Origin of the sequence: Roseivirga sp. UBA838, from assembly GCF_002296035.1 — a bacterium.
Taxonomy (GTDB): Bacteria; Bacteroidota; Bacteroidia; order Cytophagales; family Cyclobacteriaceae; genus Roseivirga; species Roseivirga thermotolerans.
In genome coordinates, this window is record NZ_DBHC01000032.1 from 37,035 (window position 1) to 56,535 (window position 19,501).

General features: G+C 43.8%; 15 protein-coding genes. 8 read left to right on the plus strand and 7 right to left on the minus strand.

Going from position 1 to position 19,501, the window contains the following annotated elements:
- Positions 1–61 precede the first annotated feature (61 nt).
- Positions 62–649, plus strand: coding sequence for a D-sedoheptulose 7-phosphate isomerase (gene lpcA, locus B3O12_RS10660; protein ID WP_286756280.1), 588 nt, complete (start codon positions 62–64; stop codon positions 647–649).
- Complete coding sequence (locus B3O12_RS10665; RefSeq protein WP_286756281.1) at positions 636–2,174, plus strand: YifB family Mg chelatase-like AAA ATPase; 1,539 nt, start codon at positions 636–638, stop codon at positions 2,172–2,174. Before lpcA ends, B3O12_RS10665 begins: the two co-directional genes overlap by 14 nt.
- A 146-nt stretch (positions 2,175–2,320) precedes the next feature.
- On the opposite strand, the gene B3O12_RS10670 is transcribed toward B3O12_RS10665, so the two are convergent.
- On the minus strand, positions 2,321–2,692 hold the full coding sequence (locus tag B3O12_RS10670) for a DUF6249 domain-containing protein (protein ID WP_189628497.1): 372 nt from the start codon (positions 2,690–2,692) through the stop codon (positions 2,321–2,323).
- A 293-nt stretch (positions 2,693–2,985) separates the two neighbouring features.
- On the opposite strand from B3O12_RS10670, the gene B3O12_RS10675 reads away from it, so the two are divergent.
- The 6 genes from B3O12_RS10675 to B3O12_RS10700 all read left to right on the plus strand — a co-directional run bounded on the left by B3O12_RS10675 (position 2,986) and on the right by B3O12_RS10700 (position 7,824).
- Positions 2,986–3,549 (plus strand): RNA polymerase sigma factor, encoded by a 564-nt coding sequence (locus B3O12_RS10675; RefSeq protein ID WP_286744245.1) that lies wholly within the window; start codon positions 2,986–2,988, stop codon positions 3,547–3,549.
- Positions 3,546–3,929 (plus strand): hypothetical protein, encoded by a 384-nt coding sequence (locus B3O12_RS10680; RefSeq protein WP_189628499.1) that lies wholly within the window; start codon positions 3,546–3,548, stop codon positions 3,927–3,929. Before B3O12_RS10675 ends, B3O12_RS10680 begins: the two co-directional genes overlap by 4 nt.
- Positions 3,930–3,979: 50 nt before the next feature.
- A complete protein-coding gene (locus tag B3O12_RS10685) occupies positions 3,980–4,726 on the plus strand; it encodes a carboxypeptidase-like regulatory domain-containing protein (protein ID WP_286756282.1) in 747 nt (248 codons plus the stop codon).
- A gap of 127 nt (positions 4,727–4,853) precedes the next feature.
- The gene (locus B3O12_RS10690) at positions 4,854–5,222 is read left to right on the plus strand and encodes a hypothetical protein (RefSeq protein WP_286756283.1); all 369 of its coding nucleotides are present in this window, start codon (positions 4,854–4,856) and stop codon (positions 5,220–5,222) included.
- Between the two features lie 73 nt (positions 5,223–5,295).
- The gene (locus tag B3O12_RS10695) at positions 5,296–6,879 is read left to right on the plus strand and encodes an amidohydrolase family protein (RefSeq protein WP_189628502.1); all 1,584 of its coding nucleotides are present in this window, start codon (positions 5,296–5,298) and stop codon (positions 6,877–6,879) included.
- On the plus strand, positions 6,880–7,824 hold the full coding sequence (locus B3O12_RS10700; RefSeq protein WP_189628503.1) for a tetratricopeptide repeat protein: 945 nt from the start codon (positions 6,880–6,882) through the stop codon (positions 7,822–7,824).
- Positions 7,825–7,905: 81 nt separating this feature from the next.
- Here the strand turns inward: B3O12_RS10700 and B3O12_RS10705 are convergent, their stop codons facing one another.
- The 6 genes from B3O12_RS10705 to B3O12_RS10730 all read right to left on the minus strand — a co-directional run bounded on the left by B3O12_RS10705 (position 7,906) and on the right by B3O12_RS10730 (position 19,013).
- Positions 7,906–9,255 (minus strand): RagB/SusD family nutrient uptake outer membrane protein, encoded by a 1,350-nt coding sequence (locus tag B3O12_RS10705; protein WP_189628504.1) that lies wholly within the window; start codon positions 9,253–9,255, stop codon positions 7,906–7,908.
- A gap of 25 nt (positions 9,256–9,280) precedes the next feature.
- A complete protein-coding gene (locus B3O12_RS10710) occupies positions 9,281–12,343 on the minus strand; it encodes a SusC/RagA family TonB-linked outer membrane protein (protein ID WP_189628505.1) in 3,063 nt (1,020 codons plus the stop codon).
- A 255-nt stretch (positions 12,344–12,598) separates the two neighbouring features.
- Positions 12,599–14,653: a carboxy terminal-processing peptidase gene (locus tag B3O12_RS10715; RefSeq protein WP_286756284.1), complete on the minus strand. Its 2,055-nt coding sequence runs from the start codon at positions 14,651–14,653 to the stop codon at positions 12,599–12,601.
- 161 nt (positions 14,654–14,814) lie between these two features.
- Complete coding sequence (locus B3O12_RS10720) at positions 14,815–17,196, minus strand: ABC transporter permease (RefSeq protein ID WP_286756285.1); 2,382 nt, start codon at positions 17,194–17,196, stop codon at positions 14,815–14,817.
- 67 nt (positions 17,197–17,263) lie between these two features.
- Complete coding sequence (locus tag B3O12_RS10725; protein WP_286756286.1) at positions 17,264–18,211, minus strand: S41 family peptidase; 948 nt, start codon at positions 18,209–18,211, stop codon at positions 17,264–17,266.
- A 457-nt stretch (positions 18,212–18,668) separates the two neighbouring features.
- Positions 18,669–19,013, minus strand: a complete 345-nt coding sequence (locus B3O12_RS10730) for a GIY-YIG nuclease family protein (protein ID WP_286756287.1) — start codon at positions 19,011–19,013, stop codon at positions 18,669–18,671.
- Positions 19,014–19,501 lie beyond the last annotated feature (488 nt).

Genomic DNA, 19,501 nt, shown 5'->3' on the forward strand with positions numbered 1-19,501 from the left:
ATTCAAGCATTTATTGGCTTATTATTGGCCAATTAAACTATATTAGAGAACCTTACACGAAATGGAGAATCAGGAACTTATTGTTAATGAGTTAAAGGAAGCCGCCAAAGTGCTGGACCAGTTTCTTTCTAACTCAACCAACATTGAGGCTATAGAAACGGCCGCACAACTCATGGCCGATGCTGTATTGGAAGAAGGAAAAATATTTAGCTGTGGAAACGGAGGCTCTCACTGCGATGCCATGCATTTTGCCGAAGAGCTTACCGGACGGTATCGGGAAGACCGCAAGGCCCTTCCGGCCATTGCCATTTCAGACCCCAGCCACATATCATGCGTTTCTAATGATTTTGGCTATGACGCAATTTTCTCGCGCTATATAGAAGGCCTGGGCAAACCGGGCGATGTACTCTTAGCCATAAGCACCAGCGGCAACTCCAATAATATTTTACGGGCTGCCGCCATGGCCAAACAAAAGAAAATGAAAATTGTAGCCCTAACAGGCAAAAATGGAGGCGAACTGGCTGAACTGGCCGATGTGGAAATACGGGTTCCGCATTTTGGCTATGCCGATAGAATACAAGAAGTACACATTAAGGTAATACACATAATCATTCAGTTAATAGAAAAACACACCGTTGGAGTTATCTAAAGGATATGGAAGTGCCGTTTTCGGGGTCGATGCGCAAATCATTACCATCGAAGTTAATATAGTTGATGGCACTAAATTCTTTTTATCGGGTTTACCAGATAGTGCGGTTAAAGAAAGTGAACACCGTATAGAATCCGTATTTAAATACTTTGACTACCGCATGCCTCGCAAAAAGGTGGTGGTAAACATGGCTCCTGCCGACATTCGTAAAGAAGGCTCGTCTTACGATTTACCCATAGCCCTAGGGGTCCTTAAATCGTCAGGACAAATTGTAGCCGATGATCTGGAAAAGTATGTGGTTATGGGAGAACTCGCCCTCGATGGTACTCTACGCCCCATCAAAGGAGCCCTTCCTATAGCCATTGAGGCACGTAAACAAGGCTTTAAGGGCTTTATTCTTCCTCAAGAAAACGCCAACGAAGCAGCTATAGTTAATAACTTGGATGTGATAGGTGTCCACAATCTTGTAGAAGCCATAGAGTTTCTGGACGGATCGCGGCCCATAGCCCCCATTATTTACGATACACGCGAGCACTTTTTTAATCAGCTTAACGACTATGAAGCAGACTTTGCTCATGTGCAGGGGCAAGAAAACATAAAGAGAGCCTTGGAAATTGCCGCTGCCGGGGGTCATAATGTAATAATGATTGGCCCTCCTGGAGCCGGTAAAACCATGCTTGCCAAGCGATTGCCTTCCATTCTACCTCCCTTAAATCTTCAAGAGGCACTGGAAACCACCAAAATCCATAGCGTGGCCGGAAAATTAGGATCGAATGCTCAGCTAATCACTCAACGCCCTTTCAGAAGCCCTCACCATACGGTTTCTGATGTGGCTCTGGTGGGTGGCGGTGGAGTACCTCAGCCAGGAGAAATATCGTTGGCACACAACGGGGTGCTATTTCTGGACGAACTTCCTGAGTTTAAACGTACGGTTTTGGAAGTAATGCGTCAGCCCTTGGAAGAGCGAAGAGTAACCATTAGCCGGGCCAAGCTGTCAGTTGACTTTCCTGCCAATTTCATGCTCATAGCCAGTATGAACCCTTGCCCTTGTGGCTACTATAACCATCCGGAAAAAGAGTGTGTTTGTGGTTCTGGCCAGGTACAGCGCTACCTCAATAAAGTAAGCGGCCCATTATTGGATCGCATAGATCTCCATGTTGAAGTAACTCCTGTCTCTTTCGATCAGATGACCCAAAATCGGAAATCAGAAAGTAGCGAAGAGATTCGAGAACGTGTGATTGCCGCCAGAGACATACAACGTGAGCGGTTCAAAACCCTGGGTATTCACTCCAATGCCATGATGGGCAGCCAGATGGTTAAAGAAGTCTGCCAAATTAATGAGGCTGGAAAAACCCTACTCAAAACAGCTATGGAAAGACTAGGCCTTTCGGCAAGAGCTTACGATAGAATATTGAAAGTGAGCCGCACTATTGCCGACCTTGACGGAAAAGAAAGCATTGGTATTGAACATTTGGCAGAAGCCATTCAATACCGCAGCCTCGACAGAGAAGGCTGGGCCGGGTAACCTACCAAGCCAGGGAAGATACTGCTACAATGTATTTCAGGTTTCTTTGTACGGCCTTATTTGGAAATAAGCAATTAGAAAGCAAACAGTCTTCTTAAACCAGGCAAGACCTAAGTTAAGAAGACCGTTATCCAAATCGGCCCCAACTAACCTTGATTTATTTTCTTATTGAGAAAATAAGAAAATAGAAATCCTGACCCAAGCATTAAAAACAAACTTACAAAGTATGGTCCGGGATTATCTCCCCTTTTATCCATCCATCCTAAATCGTTCATCAGGGCTTCGAGGCCAAAACCTAACATAATACCCAAGGCTATACATATACACACAATACCCAACACTACTATAAAGAAGTAGTTTTTCTTTCTGGGTTCAATGTTAAACAGCTTGGCATCTGCCCCCTTTTCTATAAGTAGTACTCTCTCCTTATGCCGGGTGTGATAGTAGTAGTAGATTAGAGCCACTGCCCCACCGATGGTTAGTATCAGAAATACCGCAAACACTGTACTTGCTTCCATAATTGTTATTTTTCGTTCTGCCAGCTTTGATGCCGCTTCCGCTGAGTAGGTTACAGTTTGGACCGGTATTTCTGCTCATGAAATAATTCGTAACTTTCACTTGTTCTGCCTGCAAACCTTATGGTGTTTTCTTTTTTAAATCGTAATGCCCCCCTGCTATCCCAGGGCTTATTTACCCAACTGTGTCAGGCAAGCTTTTTAAAGAAACCCTAAAAATCTACTAGGCCTGTAACCTTATTCTTTCAAATGTAGTCAAACGCAGCAAAGTGAAAAGCCACAATGAATTATACGCAATGGAACTAATCATCGCTAGGGTAAAACAGGGCGATATGGTTGCATTCAATGCACTCATTGATGAGCACAAGGCAATGGCTTTTACTTTAGCTATAAAGCTTTTGAAAAACCGGGAAGATGCTGAGGAAGTAACTCAAGACGCATTTGTCAAAGCATATAAGAACATATCCCAGTTCGAAGGAAAATCTAAGTTTTCTACCTGGTTATATACCATAGTATACAACACTGCTCTTACAAGGCTGCGCAAAAAACAGATCAGCATACAAGAGTTAGACTCGCATACCGTAGAAAATTCGGTTGAAGCCAGTGAATCATCTGCTTCCTGGAATACCTTACGAAAAGATGAAAGAAGCAGCTACATTCAGCAAGCGCTACACCGACTGGTTGAAGAGGATCAGGTGGTGATCACCTTGTTTTACCTTAATGAAAATTCACTGGTAGAGATTTGCGAAATCACAGGCTGGGAATTATCCAACGTTAAAGTTAGATTGCACAGAGCAAGAAAAAGGCTACTTGCTCAACTCGAAAAGCTATTAGATACAGAGGTTAGGTCATTATTATGAGTAAGTTCGAACTTTCAGATGAGCAGCTAAAGCAACTTCTTAGAAGCGAAGGGTTAGAAGAGCCTTCACTGAGCTTTAACCGTAAAGTATTGGAGCAAGTGCAGGTCTATGAGCGCGCCCGATCCATTCGTACGCCTATGTGGGTTAAGGTTCTCTTTGCCCTATTTATTGTTGTGCCAGTTGTACTCATCATTACAGTTGGCGGTGTTAATTACCAGCTAGGAGAAGGTAGCTTTTCGTTCAATACAATTCAACTACCCAGAATAAACATAGACCTAAATTATCTCTACTATTTTGCACTTCTTGTGGCTGCCTTGTGGTTATCGGTGGTCTTCTACAAAATTCTGGACAAGTCGAATCACAGGGTTAAAAACGGTTAATAGTTTTTCAGGAACAGGTCAATTATACAACTTGTGGTATTGTTCATGCTATGAGAACCTGCTACTCCCTAATTGTCATGTTGGCCACAACCCTGTTATTACAAGCACAGGAGAGCCAACCCTTGAGCGGTGTAGTTTTAGATTCTAAAACTGGTTTCCCTGTGCCATACGCCAGTATTCTCATCAAGAATAAGCAGCAGGGAATGGGAGCCACAGGCAAGGGTACTTTTAGACTAAATCTCTCGCTGGGAGATACCCTTCAAATATCTTCAATAGGCTATGAAACTCTCACTATTGGCCTCGACTCTTCAAACACCAATTTTTCTGAGGTAAGTATATTCAAACTCAACCCGGCAGTGTATGATCTTGACTCTCTAGAAATTTTTGAGCTAAGCGATCATTTCTACCTAAAGCGCCCAAAACGCGACACTTTAGACATTGGAGTGAGTCTACCCGCTGTACCAAGAGACTGGAGCCGCCCTCAAACACTACCTCTCACCACTGGTGAAGCAGGAGTTATTATTACCGGTTTTCTCAACAGTTTTGACAAAACACTTAAACAAAAACAGATTCTCAACGAGTTTAGCAAGGCCGATGCCTTTAGGAAACAAAGAGCAGCCGAAAGAGAAAAATACTTCAATAAAGAACTTGTAAAACGAGTAACACGCATAGACGACCGTGTAATTGACGAGTTTATGGAGTTTTGCAATTTTCTGGATGGGCAAATCATTGGTAAAACCGAATATGAAATTACACTTCTTATATTAGAAAGGTACAAGGCTTTTTTAAGAAGGTAATTAAAACAAAAGGCATTGCACTATAGTCAGCTTTAAGTTGCGTTCAGGTCACTCAGATTCCTCTAGCCTTATTTACCCCTTGGCTTTGGTACAATTTTCGTAATATCGAACATTAAAGAAAGAGCTTATGAAAGTTTTAATGTCTATGCTTTTCGGATTTCTGATGGTTTTGCCGCAGAGCAACGAATTGAACAAAGCAGCCGGAAATTGGGAAGGAAATATCACAGCACCTGGTGTAAGCCTCAAGATAGTCTTCCATATTGTCAATAGCGAAGGAAAGCTTAGTGCTACTATGGATAGCCCCGATCAGGATACCTACGGACTTAAAATGGATGAGGTAGTCTTTGCCAATAATAAAATTAAAATGACGATTCAACAGTATGGAGGCCAGTATGAAGGCGAGTTGAAGGACGACAAGTTTGTTGGAAAATGGTCTCAGGGAGGTCAATCCATAGACCTAAACTTAACCCGAATTAAAAAGAAGGGATCGAGCTGATACTCAGCTTAAATAAACAGTATTGTTAAAGGTTGGCGAAATCAATAAATTGAAATCGTCAACCTTTTATTTTATGAAGAAACTTACCTATGGGCTCACCTTTCTGGTTTTTGCCCTCTTTATTGCGCAACCGCTTTTCTCCCAGATTGAGAAAGCCCCTCCCAGAGCGGAAGGAGAAGGCCCATTCAACAAACTTATCATTAGGGGTGTAACACTGATCAATGGCAACGGAGCTCCTCCCACGGGACCGGTAGATATAGTAGTGGAGAAGAACATAATCAAGGGTATTTACAATGTAGGTTACCCTGGTCTGCCCATCAATGAGCGTGGTCGTCCTAAAGCAGCTCCGGGCGATAAAGAACTGGATGCCGAAGGCATGTACCTTCTTCCAGGGCTTATTGATATGCACGGACATATTGGTGGCACCGGACAGGGAACACCAGCCGAATATGTATTTAAGCTATGGCTCGCTCATGGCATTACAACCATTCGAGACCCTTCTGCAGGAAACGGATTAGATTGGGTGCTGGAGCACAAAAAGAAAAGCGCCAACAATGAAATAACCGCTCCTCGCATTTTTGCCTATACGGGCTTTGGCCAGGGAGCAAAAGAACCTATATCGACCCCCCAGCAAGCCAGAGAGTGGGTGCGGCAAAACGCTGCCAACGGAGCTGATGGCATTAAATTCTTTGGTGCTGCTCCAGACATTATGCAGGCGGCATTGGAAGAAAATAAGAAACTTGGGCTTCGGTCGGCCATGCATCATGCGCAAATGGATGTAGTGCGTTGGAATGTCCTTAATTCTGCCAGGGCCGGACTTACCTCTATGGAACATTGGTATGGACTGCCCGAAGCGATGTTTACGGATAGGAAAATTCAGAATTACAGCCTGGATTATAACTACCGAAACGAGCAAGATCGTTTTGGAGAAGCGGGCAGGCTATGGAAACAAGCCGCTCCCCCGTATTCTGAAAAATGGAATGAGGTAATGAATGAACTTATTGCTTTGGACTTTACTCTGGATCCTACATTCAACATATATGAAGCCAGCCGTGATCTCATGAGGGCATATACGGCCGAGTGGCACCAGACCTACACTTTACCTTCGTTGTGGGATTTCTACCGCCCCAGCCGCAGGTCGCATGGTTCTTACTGGTTCTCATGGGGTACGGAACAGGAAGTGGCCTGGAAAGAAAATTACAGGCTTTGGATGACCTTTGTGAACGAATATAAAAATCGAGGTGGAAGGGTTACAGCCGGATCAGACTCAGGGTTCATTTACCAACTCTATGGCTTTGGCTTCATTCGCGAATTAGAGCTCCTGAGAGAAGCAGGTTTTCATCCTCTTGAAGTAATCATGTCGGCCACACTTAATGGAGCCGAAGCCTTAGGCGCAGACGATATGCTGGGTTCAGTAGAAATTGGAAAGTATGCCGACTTTGTGATTCTGGAAGAAAACCCACTCGAAAACCTGAAGATGCTCTATGGAACAGGCTTTATTAGGTTAAATGATAACAATGAGGTTGAAAGAGCCGGTGGAGTTAAATACACCATTAAAGACGGAATTATATACGATGCCAAGCAACTTCTGGAAGATGTAAAACGCATGGTAGATGAAAAAAAGAATGGAATGACCTTTAAACTTACTCACAAATAGATGAAAAAATATATTTCTACAGGGCTGATCGTATCAGCCTTTTTTTGTCTGGCATCCTGTAAACAATCCAAGCCGGAGGTTTACACTCCCGAACACTTTCAGGCTCTATCATTATTGGGAGACTCTCTCAAAATTCCTGAAAGGTCTGTAGAAGCAGAAGCCCGGCTCATGGCCAATTTAGATGAAGCCAAGGCCAACTACCTTGCAAATCCAACGGAAATGAATACCATTTGGCTTGGCCGAAGATATGCCTACCTGTCGGACTATAGAAAAGCCATAGAAGTGTTTAGTGAGGGTATCGAAGCTTTTCCTTCCTCTTATAAAATGTATCGTCATCGTGGCCACCGGTATGTGAGTCTTCGTGAGTTCGACAAAGCCATTAGTGATTTTGCCAAGGCTTATGAACTTATGCCCAAAGACACCATGGAAACGGAACCCGATGGGGCACCTAATGCGCTCAACATCCCGCTTTCTAATACACAGTTCAATATTTTATATCACTATGGCCTGGCCCACTATTTAAAAGGTGAGTTCGATAAAGCAGAGCCTATTTATAAAGAGTGTATGGAATACTCCGATAATCCTGACCTGAAAGTGGCTACTATGGATTGGCTTTACATGACCTTGAGAAGACAGGGTAAAACAGAAGAAGCCAATACCCTTTTGAATTCGCTGAACAGCGATTGGGAGATTATCGAAAATGACAGCTATATGAAAAGGCTGCTCATGTACAAAGGAGAGCTAAAGACAGAAGAACTATTTAAAACAGACAATGCCGATGTGGCTTTGAGTCTGGCTACTCAAGGGTACGGTGTTGCCAATTGGTATCTTTATGAAGGTGATACTGCTACTGCTAAGCGCATTTTTAAAGACGTTGTTAATGGTACAAGCTGGGCTGCGTTTGGCTATATAGCAGCAGAGGCCGATTTGAGCCGGTTGCAATAGTTATTATTGTAAAGAAGTGATAAAAAAGGAGGGTGTTAATACACCCTCCTTTTTTTATATCTAAAGTTTTAAGACTCAATTCTAGTTGCCATAACCGGTGTTCTGCACAAGACTAGGGTTTGCATCCATCTCTCGCTGTGGTATCGGGTATACCATTTCAGGAGCGTTATAGGCAAAGCCATCGGCTGTTCCTTGTAGTCTTTTCAAGTCGTGAATAGCCTGTCCTTCATGAGCCAATTCCAGCTTTCTTTCCAACAGAATATCTGGCAAAGTAACTACCAACAAACTAGGCAGGTTTACTCTGTTTCTGATTCTGTTAATATCAGCCAATGGAGTTGCACCTACATTGGTACCTTCTCTGAAGTTCGCTTCTGCACGGGTTAGGTACATTTCTGCCAATCTTACCATGGTTACATTACCAAACTGGTTGTTCCACTTACCACTTCGCATGGCTCCGTTACCCATATAGAATAAGTCAAGGCGATCATCTAGCGGATCGTACAAGTCTAAGTGGGCCTGTAGTATATCTACATCACCATCTCTACCACCAAAAGAAGGAATAGAGAAGAATGTATTCATACTGTTCACCCCATCCTGATTATTCACTTGAATAGCAAAAATATCTTCGCTGGAGTTATTGTCATTGTTAAATGCACCCGCATAGGTGTTGGTGAGCGAGTAGTTACCGCTGGTTATTACTCTATGCGCAGCATCTCTTGCATTCGCATAATCTCCCATTTGAAGATATACTCTCGAAAGTATGGCTGCAGCCGCAGCATCGGTAGCGTAAATGCCATTAGAAGAAGGCAACAGGCTTTCGGCCGTTGTAAGGTCACTTATTACCTGATTGTACACCTCCTGAACCGTGTTTCTAGGTACCTGGCTATCTTCACTGATGGCCCTTGTTGGCTCTAAAACCAGCGGAACACCAAGGTTGCTGTTCACATTACCGGCCGAGTAAGGCTGTGCATAAAACTTCACTAGTTCAAAGTATAGCACTCCTCTGATAAAGAGAGCCTCTCCCCGAACTCTGTCTCTATCGGCAGCATTTACCACATCAATAGCCGATAACACGTTGTTGGCGATGTTAATGGCGCTGTAAGCCTGAAGCCACTCACCTGTAACATCGGCATTATTCACGGTCATAGACTTGTTAAAGATTTCTCTTGGTCCGTTAAAAGTACCGGCCCATCTAATCTCTCCATTGGCCGCTAGCAATTCTGAATCTCTCAGAATATTGCCACCAAACAAACTTCCGTTACCCAGGTCGTTGTATGCACCCACGAGCACGGATTTCACGTTGCTATCAGTGGTAAGTGCCTGTCCTTCATCTATACTCTGTGCAGGAGACAAATCAAGTTTGTCATCGCACGAGGCCAGGCCAATAGCAATTACCAGTGCTAAAAATTTATGTATAACTGTCTTTTTCATTTTGTTTCTCTTTACGTCCATCATCTTAGAATCCAACATTAAGACCGAAAGTAAGTGTCTTAGCCTGAGGCGCAGAGTAGAAATCATTACCCTGGTTGATGTTACTAGATCTGTAATCTGTGTTTACCTCTGGATCCCAACCGGAATAGTTGGTAAATGTAGCCAGGTTGATTCCTGTCATGTAAATTCTCAAGCTTCTGAGGTTAGCTTTCTCCAACACGCTTGAAGGCACATTGTAACCAAGTGTCACGTTTTTCAGGCGGAGATAATCACCGTCTTCCAAATAACGGCTTGAGGCCTGTACACCATTACCATAGGCCAATCTGGCTTGTGGTACCATGGTGATGTCTCCCGGCTGTTGCCATCTGTTCAGCTGATCTCTGGTTTGGTTATCGAACCAGTCTCCATTAGCAGACTGGAACCCTCCACCACCATTATATATCTGGTTTCCGGTTACAAACTGAAGCAAAATGCTCAGATCGAAGTCTTTGAAGCGGAAGTTGTTGGTTAAACCACCAATCCAGTCTGGGTTAGGATCTCCCAAAACAACACGTGCTGCAGCGTTGAAGTCGTTGGTTGTTTCTCTTTCAGAACCCGGGGTATTGAGATACCAAAGAGCATCTCCATTGTCTGGGTCAGCACCGGCAAACTCTCTTCCATAGAACACACCAATTGACTCACCAACCTTTACAACGTTCAACCATCTTGAGCTACCTGAGTCAATCAGTTCCTGATCTCCATCGAGTGCTTTTACTCTGTTTCTGTTTCGGGCAATGTTGAAGCTGGTATTCCACTCAAAGTCAGTTGTTCTCACATTGGAGGTGTTCAATACAAACTCGAAACCTTTGTTTTCCATTTCACCAATGTTCTGCAACTGGCTATTGAAACCTGAAGTACCAGGAACCGGTACGTTCAACAGAAGGTCTTCTGTGTTCTTCACGTAGTAATCAATCTCTCCCGAGATTCTATCTTCGAACAAACCGAAGTCGATACCTACGTTGAATTGTTTGGTAGTTTCCCAGGTAAGGTCAGGGTTAGGGATTTGAGTAGGCTGCAAGCCTGAATCGCCTGCATAGGCCGATCCTCCATAAAGACCCAAGTGACCAAAGTTACCGATACCGGCATTACCTGTAGCCCCATAACTGGCTCTCAATTTCATGAAACTAACGGCTGAAACATCACTTAAGAAAGACTCTTCAGAGAGTATCCATCCGGCCGAGGCTGCAGGGAAGAAACCGTATCTCTCGTTCTCACCAAATCGCGAAGAACCATCAACACGACCACTTACTGAGAAGAGGTATTTATTGTTGATTTTATAGTTTACTCTGGCAAAATAAGAGAGGAATGAGAACTGAGTTAGTGTTGAAGTACCGCCTGTAATTTCGGCCGCACTAGCCACTTTTTTCAGATCGTCTACGGCAAAACCTGTTCCGGTTACGCTGGTCACATCGGTACTTGAATACTGATACTCCGAACCTGCTGTTACACTTAGGTCGTGGCCATTACTCAAAGATTTATCAAAATTGGCATAAACCTTAGAGGTATTGTTGAGCACTCGCACCCAACGAGAGAAGCCTTGACCATCTACCGATTGGCCGGTAAATGTTCTTTTTCCCCAGAATCTATCTTCGTTTTGATCCAGGAGGTCAATGCCATATTCGGCAGTCACCTTAAGACCCGGCATTACATTGTATGTGGCATACACGGCACCGATGTTTCTGAAAACAGTGGTAATAAACTCAGCGTCTTCGTTCTCAATTAACCCATTGTAATAGGTTGTGGTTGGCCTGTCGTATAATTGACCATTGAGGTCTCTTACAGGAGTAATTGGTGCCAAAGCAACCAACTGAAGCGGAGTGGCAAAAGCGTTGTCATCGGCAACCCTGTCGTTAATGGTTCTGGCCAAAGACAAGTTCATACCAAACTTAAGCTTATCGGTAGCCTGATGGTCCAGGTTAATTCGGCCAGAGGTTCTCTGGAAGTTGTTTCCTATAAGAATACCATCCTGATCTGAGTAGCTTCCGCTAATATAGAATGAGGTTTTGTCTGATCCTCCACTAGCCGACACATCGATGAGCGTGCTAGTAGCATCCTGGAAGGCAAGGTCTTGCCAATCTGTATCGGTTTCATTGTTTCTCCAGTCAGACCAACCGGAATAGCGGTCGAATCTACCTTCGGCAAATTGCAACCATGATCCGGGATAATCAGCCGGATTATTAATCGGGTCGAAGCCTTCCAACAAATCAGAATTATATGCTGCCTCGGTGAATAGCTCAATATACTCTTCAGCATTGAGCCAGTCCTTTTTACCGGTGGGGCGGCTAAACCCTTGTTGAATATTGAGGTTCACTCTTGTATTTCCGGCCTTACCTTTTTTGGTTGTAATAATTACTACTCCATTGGCACCTCTGGAACCATAAATTGCTGCTGCAGAAGCATCTTTCAGGATTTCAAGAGACTCGATATCATTGAAGTTGATATCGGCCAGCGGGCTGGTTTGAGAAGAAGATGAGGATTGGCTCTGGGTAGTTACTGGCACACCGTCAATTACATATAGCGGCTCGTTCGAACCTGTAATGGAGGTAGCCCCACGAATTCTCATCTTAATGCCCTGGCCTACTTTACCGTTTTCGCTTTCAATAAAAACGCCTGCGGTACGGCCCTGAATGGCCTGTTGAAAGTTGGGTACTGGTGTGTTTTCAATTTGCTCGGCCTTTAGAGATACAATGTTACCCGTAAGGTCTTGCTTAATTTGCGAACCATAACCCACTACAACCAGCTCACCGGCAGATGTTACACTTGGCATTAGCTGTATGTTAATGTTGGTTCTGTTTCCCACTTGGCTTTCTTGAGTAACAAAGCCCACAAAGCTGTAGACAAGAATTGACTCTGCACTTGGAACTGTTATACGGTATTGCCCATCGGCATCAGTAAATACCCCTTGGGACGTTCCCTTGATTTGAATGGTTACGCCAGGTAACCCTTCCCCCGTTTCATCGGTCACCTTTCCGGTGATCGCCCTACTCTGTGCCCAAAGCCCGGAGGCTATAAACACGAGAGCAAAAAACATCAGTAGTTTTCTCTTCATAATTCAGTGGTTAGTTTACATAAATGGTAAAGGCATCAGAACACTCTAGAAAAAAATGCCCTGAGGCGTTGTTCCATAACCTACAAGATTACAGAATTTTAAATAATTAGACATTGAAATAACAATTAATTTCCAATGTCCCCCGACTGGAATGTAAAATAAAATTTTATAAAAAAAATTAATGCAAACGGTTCCTTCTTGCTATAAACAAAAAAAGCGCCCTTCAGGCGCTTTATTTAAGTGGTTGGAAATTGTTTATCCTTTGCGTTTGGCCGCCTGAATTTGGTCGGCTAAAAGTCTTATGCTCTCTTTCAGATAGGGGTCTTTGATATCGTCCAACGAACGATCTTTTACCTTGTTGGCCTCCAGCTCGGTAAGAGAAGCACCAATCTTTACCTGGGAAGCTCTGCGTTTATCCAGATCTTCCTGTTCCTTCTTTCGCACCTCATAATTCAATGATACTTCAGTGCGTTTTCTATTCTTTTGAAGCTCCTGAATGTCGAACTGAAGATCGACCAGGGTTTGCTCTTCTTTGAGTCTCTTTTGATGTTGTCTTTTCAGAGCGGCTATCATGGCATCATTTACATAATTCATGGGCTTGTAATTGGCCGCTTCTATTTTATCCCACGGCAAGGCACTGGGTTGAGAGCTTTCTCCAAAGTCTTCAGCACTGTAGAGCGATGGAAACTCAATATCAGGAGTAACACCTCTGTGCTGTGTACTGCTACCTGTAACCCTATAAAACTTGGCAATCGTGAATTTTATAAGGCCCAGCTCCTCGTCTTCAGCTCCACGAATAAAATCGTTGAGACCGCGTACGTTTTGCACGGTTCCTTTTCCATAGCTCTGCTCACCTACTATTATACCTCGCTTATAGTCTTGAATGGCTCCTGCAAAAATCTCAGAAGCTGAAGCTGAAAAGCGGTTGATCATCACATTAAGAGGGCCATCATAGAACAATTCCGGATTTTCATCGTCCATTACCTCTTTACGGTTTTGAGGGTATTTAACCTGTACTACGGGGCCTTCCGGAATGAAAAGACCGGAAAGGTTTATGGCTTCGAACAGGGCTCCTCCTCCGTTGTTTCTCAAATCGAGCATTACACCATCTACTCCCTCCGCTTGTAGTTCTTTAATGAGGCGCTTTACATCGTTGGTGGTACTAGTGTAGTTATCAGGATTATCCGCCATTTCATCGGCATTCAGGTAGAAATCTGGTACAGTAATAATTCCCAGCGTAAATTTTTCTCCGTTTTCTGTGAGTTGAACTACCTGGCTTTTGGCCCTGGCATCGTCTAGATTTATCTTGTCCCTCACCAGGCTCACCACTTTGGTTTCGGCTCCGGGGCTGGCTCCGGCCGGAAGTAGTTCAAGTCTAACCAAGGTTCCTTTTGGTCCTCTTATCTGACCGGCCACTTCATCAGACCTCCAGCCAATTACATCAATCATTTCGCCATCGGCACCCTGGGCCACGCCAACCACACGATCGTCTTTGTTGACCTGGCCACTTAGAAACGCAGGGCCTCCTGGTCTCAGCTCTACAATCTTGGTGTAATCATTATCTTGCTGCAATGTGGCTCCAATACCCTCCAACGACTTTTTGCTCTGCATCTCAAAATCTTCGGCATTAAGGGGTGTATAGTAGTTGGTGTGCGGATCGAACGACTCGGTCACCGAGTTCATGAATATTTCAAACACATCATTACTGTTATACTTTTCTACATTGCTTTTAAAGCGTTCGTAGCGTGTTTTAAGTACTTCGGCAATTTTGGCATTGTCAGAACCCGAAAGTTTAAGGTTTAGGGCCTGATTTTTAAGTGTTTTTCTCCAAAGCTCGTCTAACTCGGCCTCCGTTTTGGCATAGGGCATATCGCTTCTGTCGAAGTGAAAAATTTCATTCTTCGAGAAGTCGAACTTATAACCGGTATTGGCCAAGGCATATTTAAGTCTTGACTCAACCCTATTCTTATATATATTGAATATGTAAAAGGCAGGAACGAGATTTCCTCTTTTCAGGTCGTCATCCAAGCTAAACCGGTATTTTTCAAACGATTTAATATCGCTGGCCAGAAAGTAATTTTTATTGCCATCGAGAGCCTCCAAATAGTTATCAAAAATGACTGACGAAAGGGAATCGTTAAGGTCTACATCGCGGTAGTGAAGGTAATCGAGAATCTGTATTATGATTCTCGCTTCTTTCATGTGCGACTGAGTAGGTTGTAAATACTTGGTGGAGTCTATTTTTGCCCATGACACCTGGAGCAGTAAAAGCATTAGGCCGGACATCATCATCTTTCTCATCATCTTCATATCAACGCAGTTAGGTTTCAAACGTTTCCAAAGGCTTCCGTACAATGTATGAATTTCAACCGAAAACTAGGATTCATTTTTATGGAGTAGTACAATTATAATACCATTGAACATCTTAGGAGTTTCAGCGGAGAACTCCTAAGATGTTAAAATTTCTAAACTTACTGGCAACGAAGCGATTTAGAGGGGTTAACTGTCGCAGCCCTTACCGACTGGAAGGTAACTGTGAGCAGAGCAATGAGCAGGGCGGTTACTGCCGAGAGCACAAACCACATCCAATGAATGTCTACTCTATACTCAAAGTCTTTGAGCCACTCGTTCATCAAATAATAGGCGACAGGAATGGCCAGAACTATGGCTACTAAAATAAGTTGAGAAAACTGTCTGGATAGCAGCAGAACAATACCACCAACACTGGCTCCCAGTACTTTTCTAACTCCAATCTCCTTGGTTTTTTGCTCGGCAGTAAAGGCCGAAAGACCAAAAAGGCCAAGACAGGCAATAAATATGGCCAACCAGGTGAAGCTAAACACCAGGCGACCAAACTTTTCATCGGAGGCAAACTGCTGCCCGAATTCTTCATCGAAAAACTGATATTCGAGAGGGCTGTTGGGAAATACCTCTTCCCAAGCCGAACGAATGGCCCCTACAGCATCGCTGGTTTGGCTGGCATTGAATTTTATGGCCAGATTGCCTCCACTGTTAGGATTATAGAACATGGCCAGGGGCTCAATCTTATGCCGCATACCGGCAAAGTGAAAATCTTTGACGACTCCGATTACGGTTCTCTCCGTTTGGCCAAACGTTATTTTCTTACCGACCGGGTTGTCCCAGGCCAATTCTTTGGCCATGGCTTCATTAATAAGAATGGATTGTTGTTGGTCTGATGGCATCTCTCGGTTATATCCTCTGCCACTTACTATTTCCATGCCCATTAACTCCATATACTTATCATCAAAACCAACCACCGAAATAATCCAGGTATCTTCCTGAGGCACTCCTTCGGGTCTTACACTATTTCTGCCAAAGGTTCTACCGGGCATATTCCCTGTTCGGGCTGTTCCCAAAATCTCAGGCCTCTGCTCGAGCGAATTCATGAGTACCGGCAACGACTGCTGCAGGCTGGGGTGACCCACATTTAGTGTAATAATTTGTTCGGTGTCGAAGCCCTTATCTATATTTCTTTGATGCTGCAACTGATCATATACAATGGTGGTACCAATAATCATGGCTATGGAAATGGCAAACTGAAAAATAACCAGCGACTTGCGTAGCACTACTCCTTTGGCACTTGTCTTAAATGAGCCTCTTAAAATAGCTATTGGGTGAAAGCCGGAAAGAAGCAAGGCCGGGTAGCTGCCGGAAAAAATCCCTAATACGAACACAAACAACAGGGCTCCTAGTATCCACTGGGGGGTGGTTATAAAGTGAATGGCTAAATTGCTTTCTATGGGCAGATTGACAAACCCTCCTACCAGACCAACCAACACCAGTGCAATGAGAAAAGAAAGTACACAAAGCACAACGGATTCAATCATAAACTGACCTATAAGCTGGCCTCTAATTGCTCCAAAAACCTTGCGAACCCCAACTTCTTGTGCCCTATTGGCACTACGTGCCGTAGAAAGATTCATAAAATTAAAGGAGGCTATGAGCATAACAAAGAGGCCCACTGCGCCTAAAGTATAGACATAGCTAATGTCTGTTTTATTGAGGTTATAGTTTTCGAAGAGAATTCCGCTAGACTTGAGATGAACATCGGCTAAAGGCTGGAGGGTAACCTTAAAGTTCTCACCAACATCGTTAGCCCGAATAAGTTCTTCCATTTTCGCCTCTACGGTCTTCTCAGAATCCGGACTGGCCAGCTCTACATAGGTAACCATACTAATGCTTTGCCAGGACCTCAGAAACTGAGCAAAACCAGAAGTCGTATCGGCCTGTTGCATGGAAACCACTACATCGAAGTCGAGATGAGAGTTATTGGGCACGTCTTGCATTATGCCCACAATCTCCAACCCGGTCTGATTGCCCACATCTATACGTTTGCCAATGGCCGGTTCGGAACCAAAGGTTTTCCTAGCCATAGACTCAGAAAAAACCACTGTGCTGGGCTCAGTGAGCACTTTCTCGGCATCACCATCCAGTAGCTTAAAATCGAACATTGTGAAAAGCGAAGGCTCTGCAAAGGCAAAGTTTTGAGTATAGTACCCTTGCTGTTCGTAGGTAATTAGCTGCCTTCCCTGAGGAATCATCCGAACTCTTTGTACTACTTCAGGGAAGTTTTCGTCCATGGCCTCACCCAGGGCAGGTAGGGTAATTCCCACCAGATTGCTACTCACTCCCAGAGCCTCATCTATAGTGAGTACACGAAAAATATTTTCTCCTTTGGAGTGGAACTTATCATAGCTAAGCTCATGCTGCACAAACAAAAAAATGATAATGCAACATGCCATACCAACCGATAGCCCCACTATGTTGATGACCGATGTGCCCTTGCTCTTGAGGAGATTTCTTAGGGCTATTTTGAGATAGTTTTTTAACATGACCTTTTGTTTAAGAAAACAACTTGAAAATTACGCTTGTAGTAATATACTATATTTATGTAAGCGGTTACTTATTAACTTCCAAAGAAATAGCTTTTCTTGCTAAATCAATAGCTCTTTGCAAGGCTTCATCGGCTGGCACTTCAATGTGTGGCTTTACACCTGTTCCCTCCCAGTTTGTTTTTGTCACGGGGTTTATGGCTCTGCCCTGAGGCACGTTCACATAAAACCCACCCGTTATTACCATTGGACCTCCCGGATGGGCACCGCCTCCTGTCACTTCTCCAATAACAGTGGCTCTTTTTAAATGCTTCAGGTCATAAGCAAACTCTTCCGCAGCTGAAAATGTATAACTACTAGTGAGTATATAGATAGGAACATTAGGCCGTGTTTTGCTAACCATTCCCGGGTCTGACCAGGTTTCGGTAAAGGTATTGGAAGGCCTCCAATAAAACGTATTGAGATGAGTAGCCTCGCTGAAAAGGTAGCTGCAAATGAAACGAATCATAGATGGCGATCCGCCTCCATTCTTGCGTAGATCAAAAATGATGGCATCGGCTTCAATGAGTTTTGCCATGGCCGGCAGAGCCACTTCTTCGGCAAACCGAATATCAGTAAAACCACGAAGATCCAGGTAGCCAATATTTCCTTCAAGCACCTTTACCTCTTCAAAACCATGATTTTCCAAAGGCTTTCTTCCTCCATAAGGGTCTCTATTGCGAATGGCTTCTACCCGTGTCGGATCATATGCCACTCGTAGGTGCTTGTCGTTCATTACCGAACGCAAATCTGCCTCAAGCGCCCGGCAAAGAGCCTTAGGGTCGGTTAGCTCACTGTAGATTCCTTTGTTAAGGTTACTCATGAGCAAGTCTTTCATGGCCGCCCCCTTTTCAGGATATACATAATTGTTGTACATAATATCTGCGAGGCGCTCCACTACGCTGTGCTTGTCAAAATCTTGACCATAGACTGACAAAGCAAAGCACATAAAAATGGTTATTAGTTGAGTTTTCATATTGACACAATTAAGTAAGTGCTTACGTATTTTCAAGCAACAGGTTGGTTTTGGTAACAAACATTAACACAACGGAGTGTGGGAACACCAAACACTTTCCCTGTTGAGTGAAGCCAAAACATCTATATCACTTTTTGAGCACGGAAAACTTAACCAAACCAGCAGATCCTTCGGCAAGCTCAGGATGGGGAAAAGGACACCAAACACTTTCCATGTTGAGCGAAGCCAAAACATCTACACTACTTTTGTGAGTACATAAAGCTCAATGAAACCGACAGATCCTTCGGCAAGCTCAGGATGAAAAAAGGACACCAAACACTTTCCATGTTGAGCGCAACCGAAACATCTACACCACTTTTGCGAGTACAGAAGGCTCAATGAAACCCGGCAGATCCTTCGGCAAGCTCGGGATGGAAAATAACACCCTTCTCTTTAGCGGAAAGTACAAGCCACTATTTCAATTCTTGTAAAAGTCTCCTCTATGAAAGGGATCTTCAGGAGGCCATTTCATTATTTCAGAATTGAGGAACTTCCACTCAGGATTTATTTCTGAGATGAGCGCTTCTTTTTTAGACCTCCTCCATCCTTTCAGCTGGCTTTCTCTGGCGATTGCATTCAGTACGTATGGGGTCTCTTCATAATAAATGAGATTGTAGCAATAGTATTTTCCAGCAAAAGTCTCCGGCTTCCCTCGGTTTAGATAATGCTCAGTAATTCGTTGTAAGAGATTATCCGTTCTTCCTATATAGAGAACAGATTTATTTGGGTTTGTGGTAATGTAGATGAAGAAAGTCTTATTCATTAGTGTGTGTTCTTAAGTAAATCTACCAAAATTTTACACCTACAGATCCTTCGGCAAGCTCAGGATGGGAAAGGGGCACCGCACTTCTTTTCCATGTTGAGCGCAGCCGAAACATCTACACCTTTTTTGCGAGTACGGAAAACTTAACCAAACCAGCAGATCCTTCGACAAGCTCAGGATGGGGAAAAGGACACCGAACACTTTCCGTGTTGAGCGAAGCCGAAACATCTACACCTTTTTTGTGAGTACAGAAGGCTCAATGAAACCGACAGATCCTTCGGCAAGCTCAGGATGGGAAAGGAGTACCAAACACTTTTCTATGTTGAGCGAAGCCAAAACATCTACACTACTTTTTTGAGCACGGAAACTTAACGAAACCAGCTGATCCTTCGGCAAGCTCAGGATGGGAAAAGAGCTCCGCACTTCTTTTCCCCGTTGAGCGCAGCCGAAACATCTACACCTTTTTTGCGAGTACGGAAAACTTAACC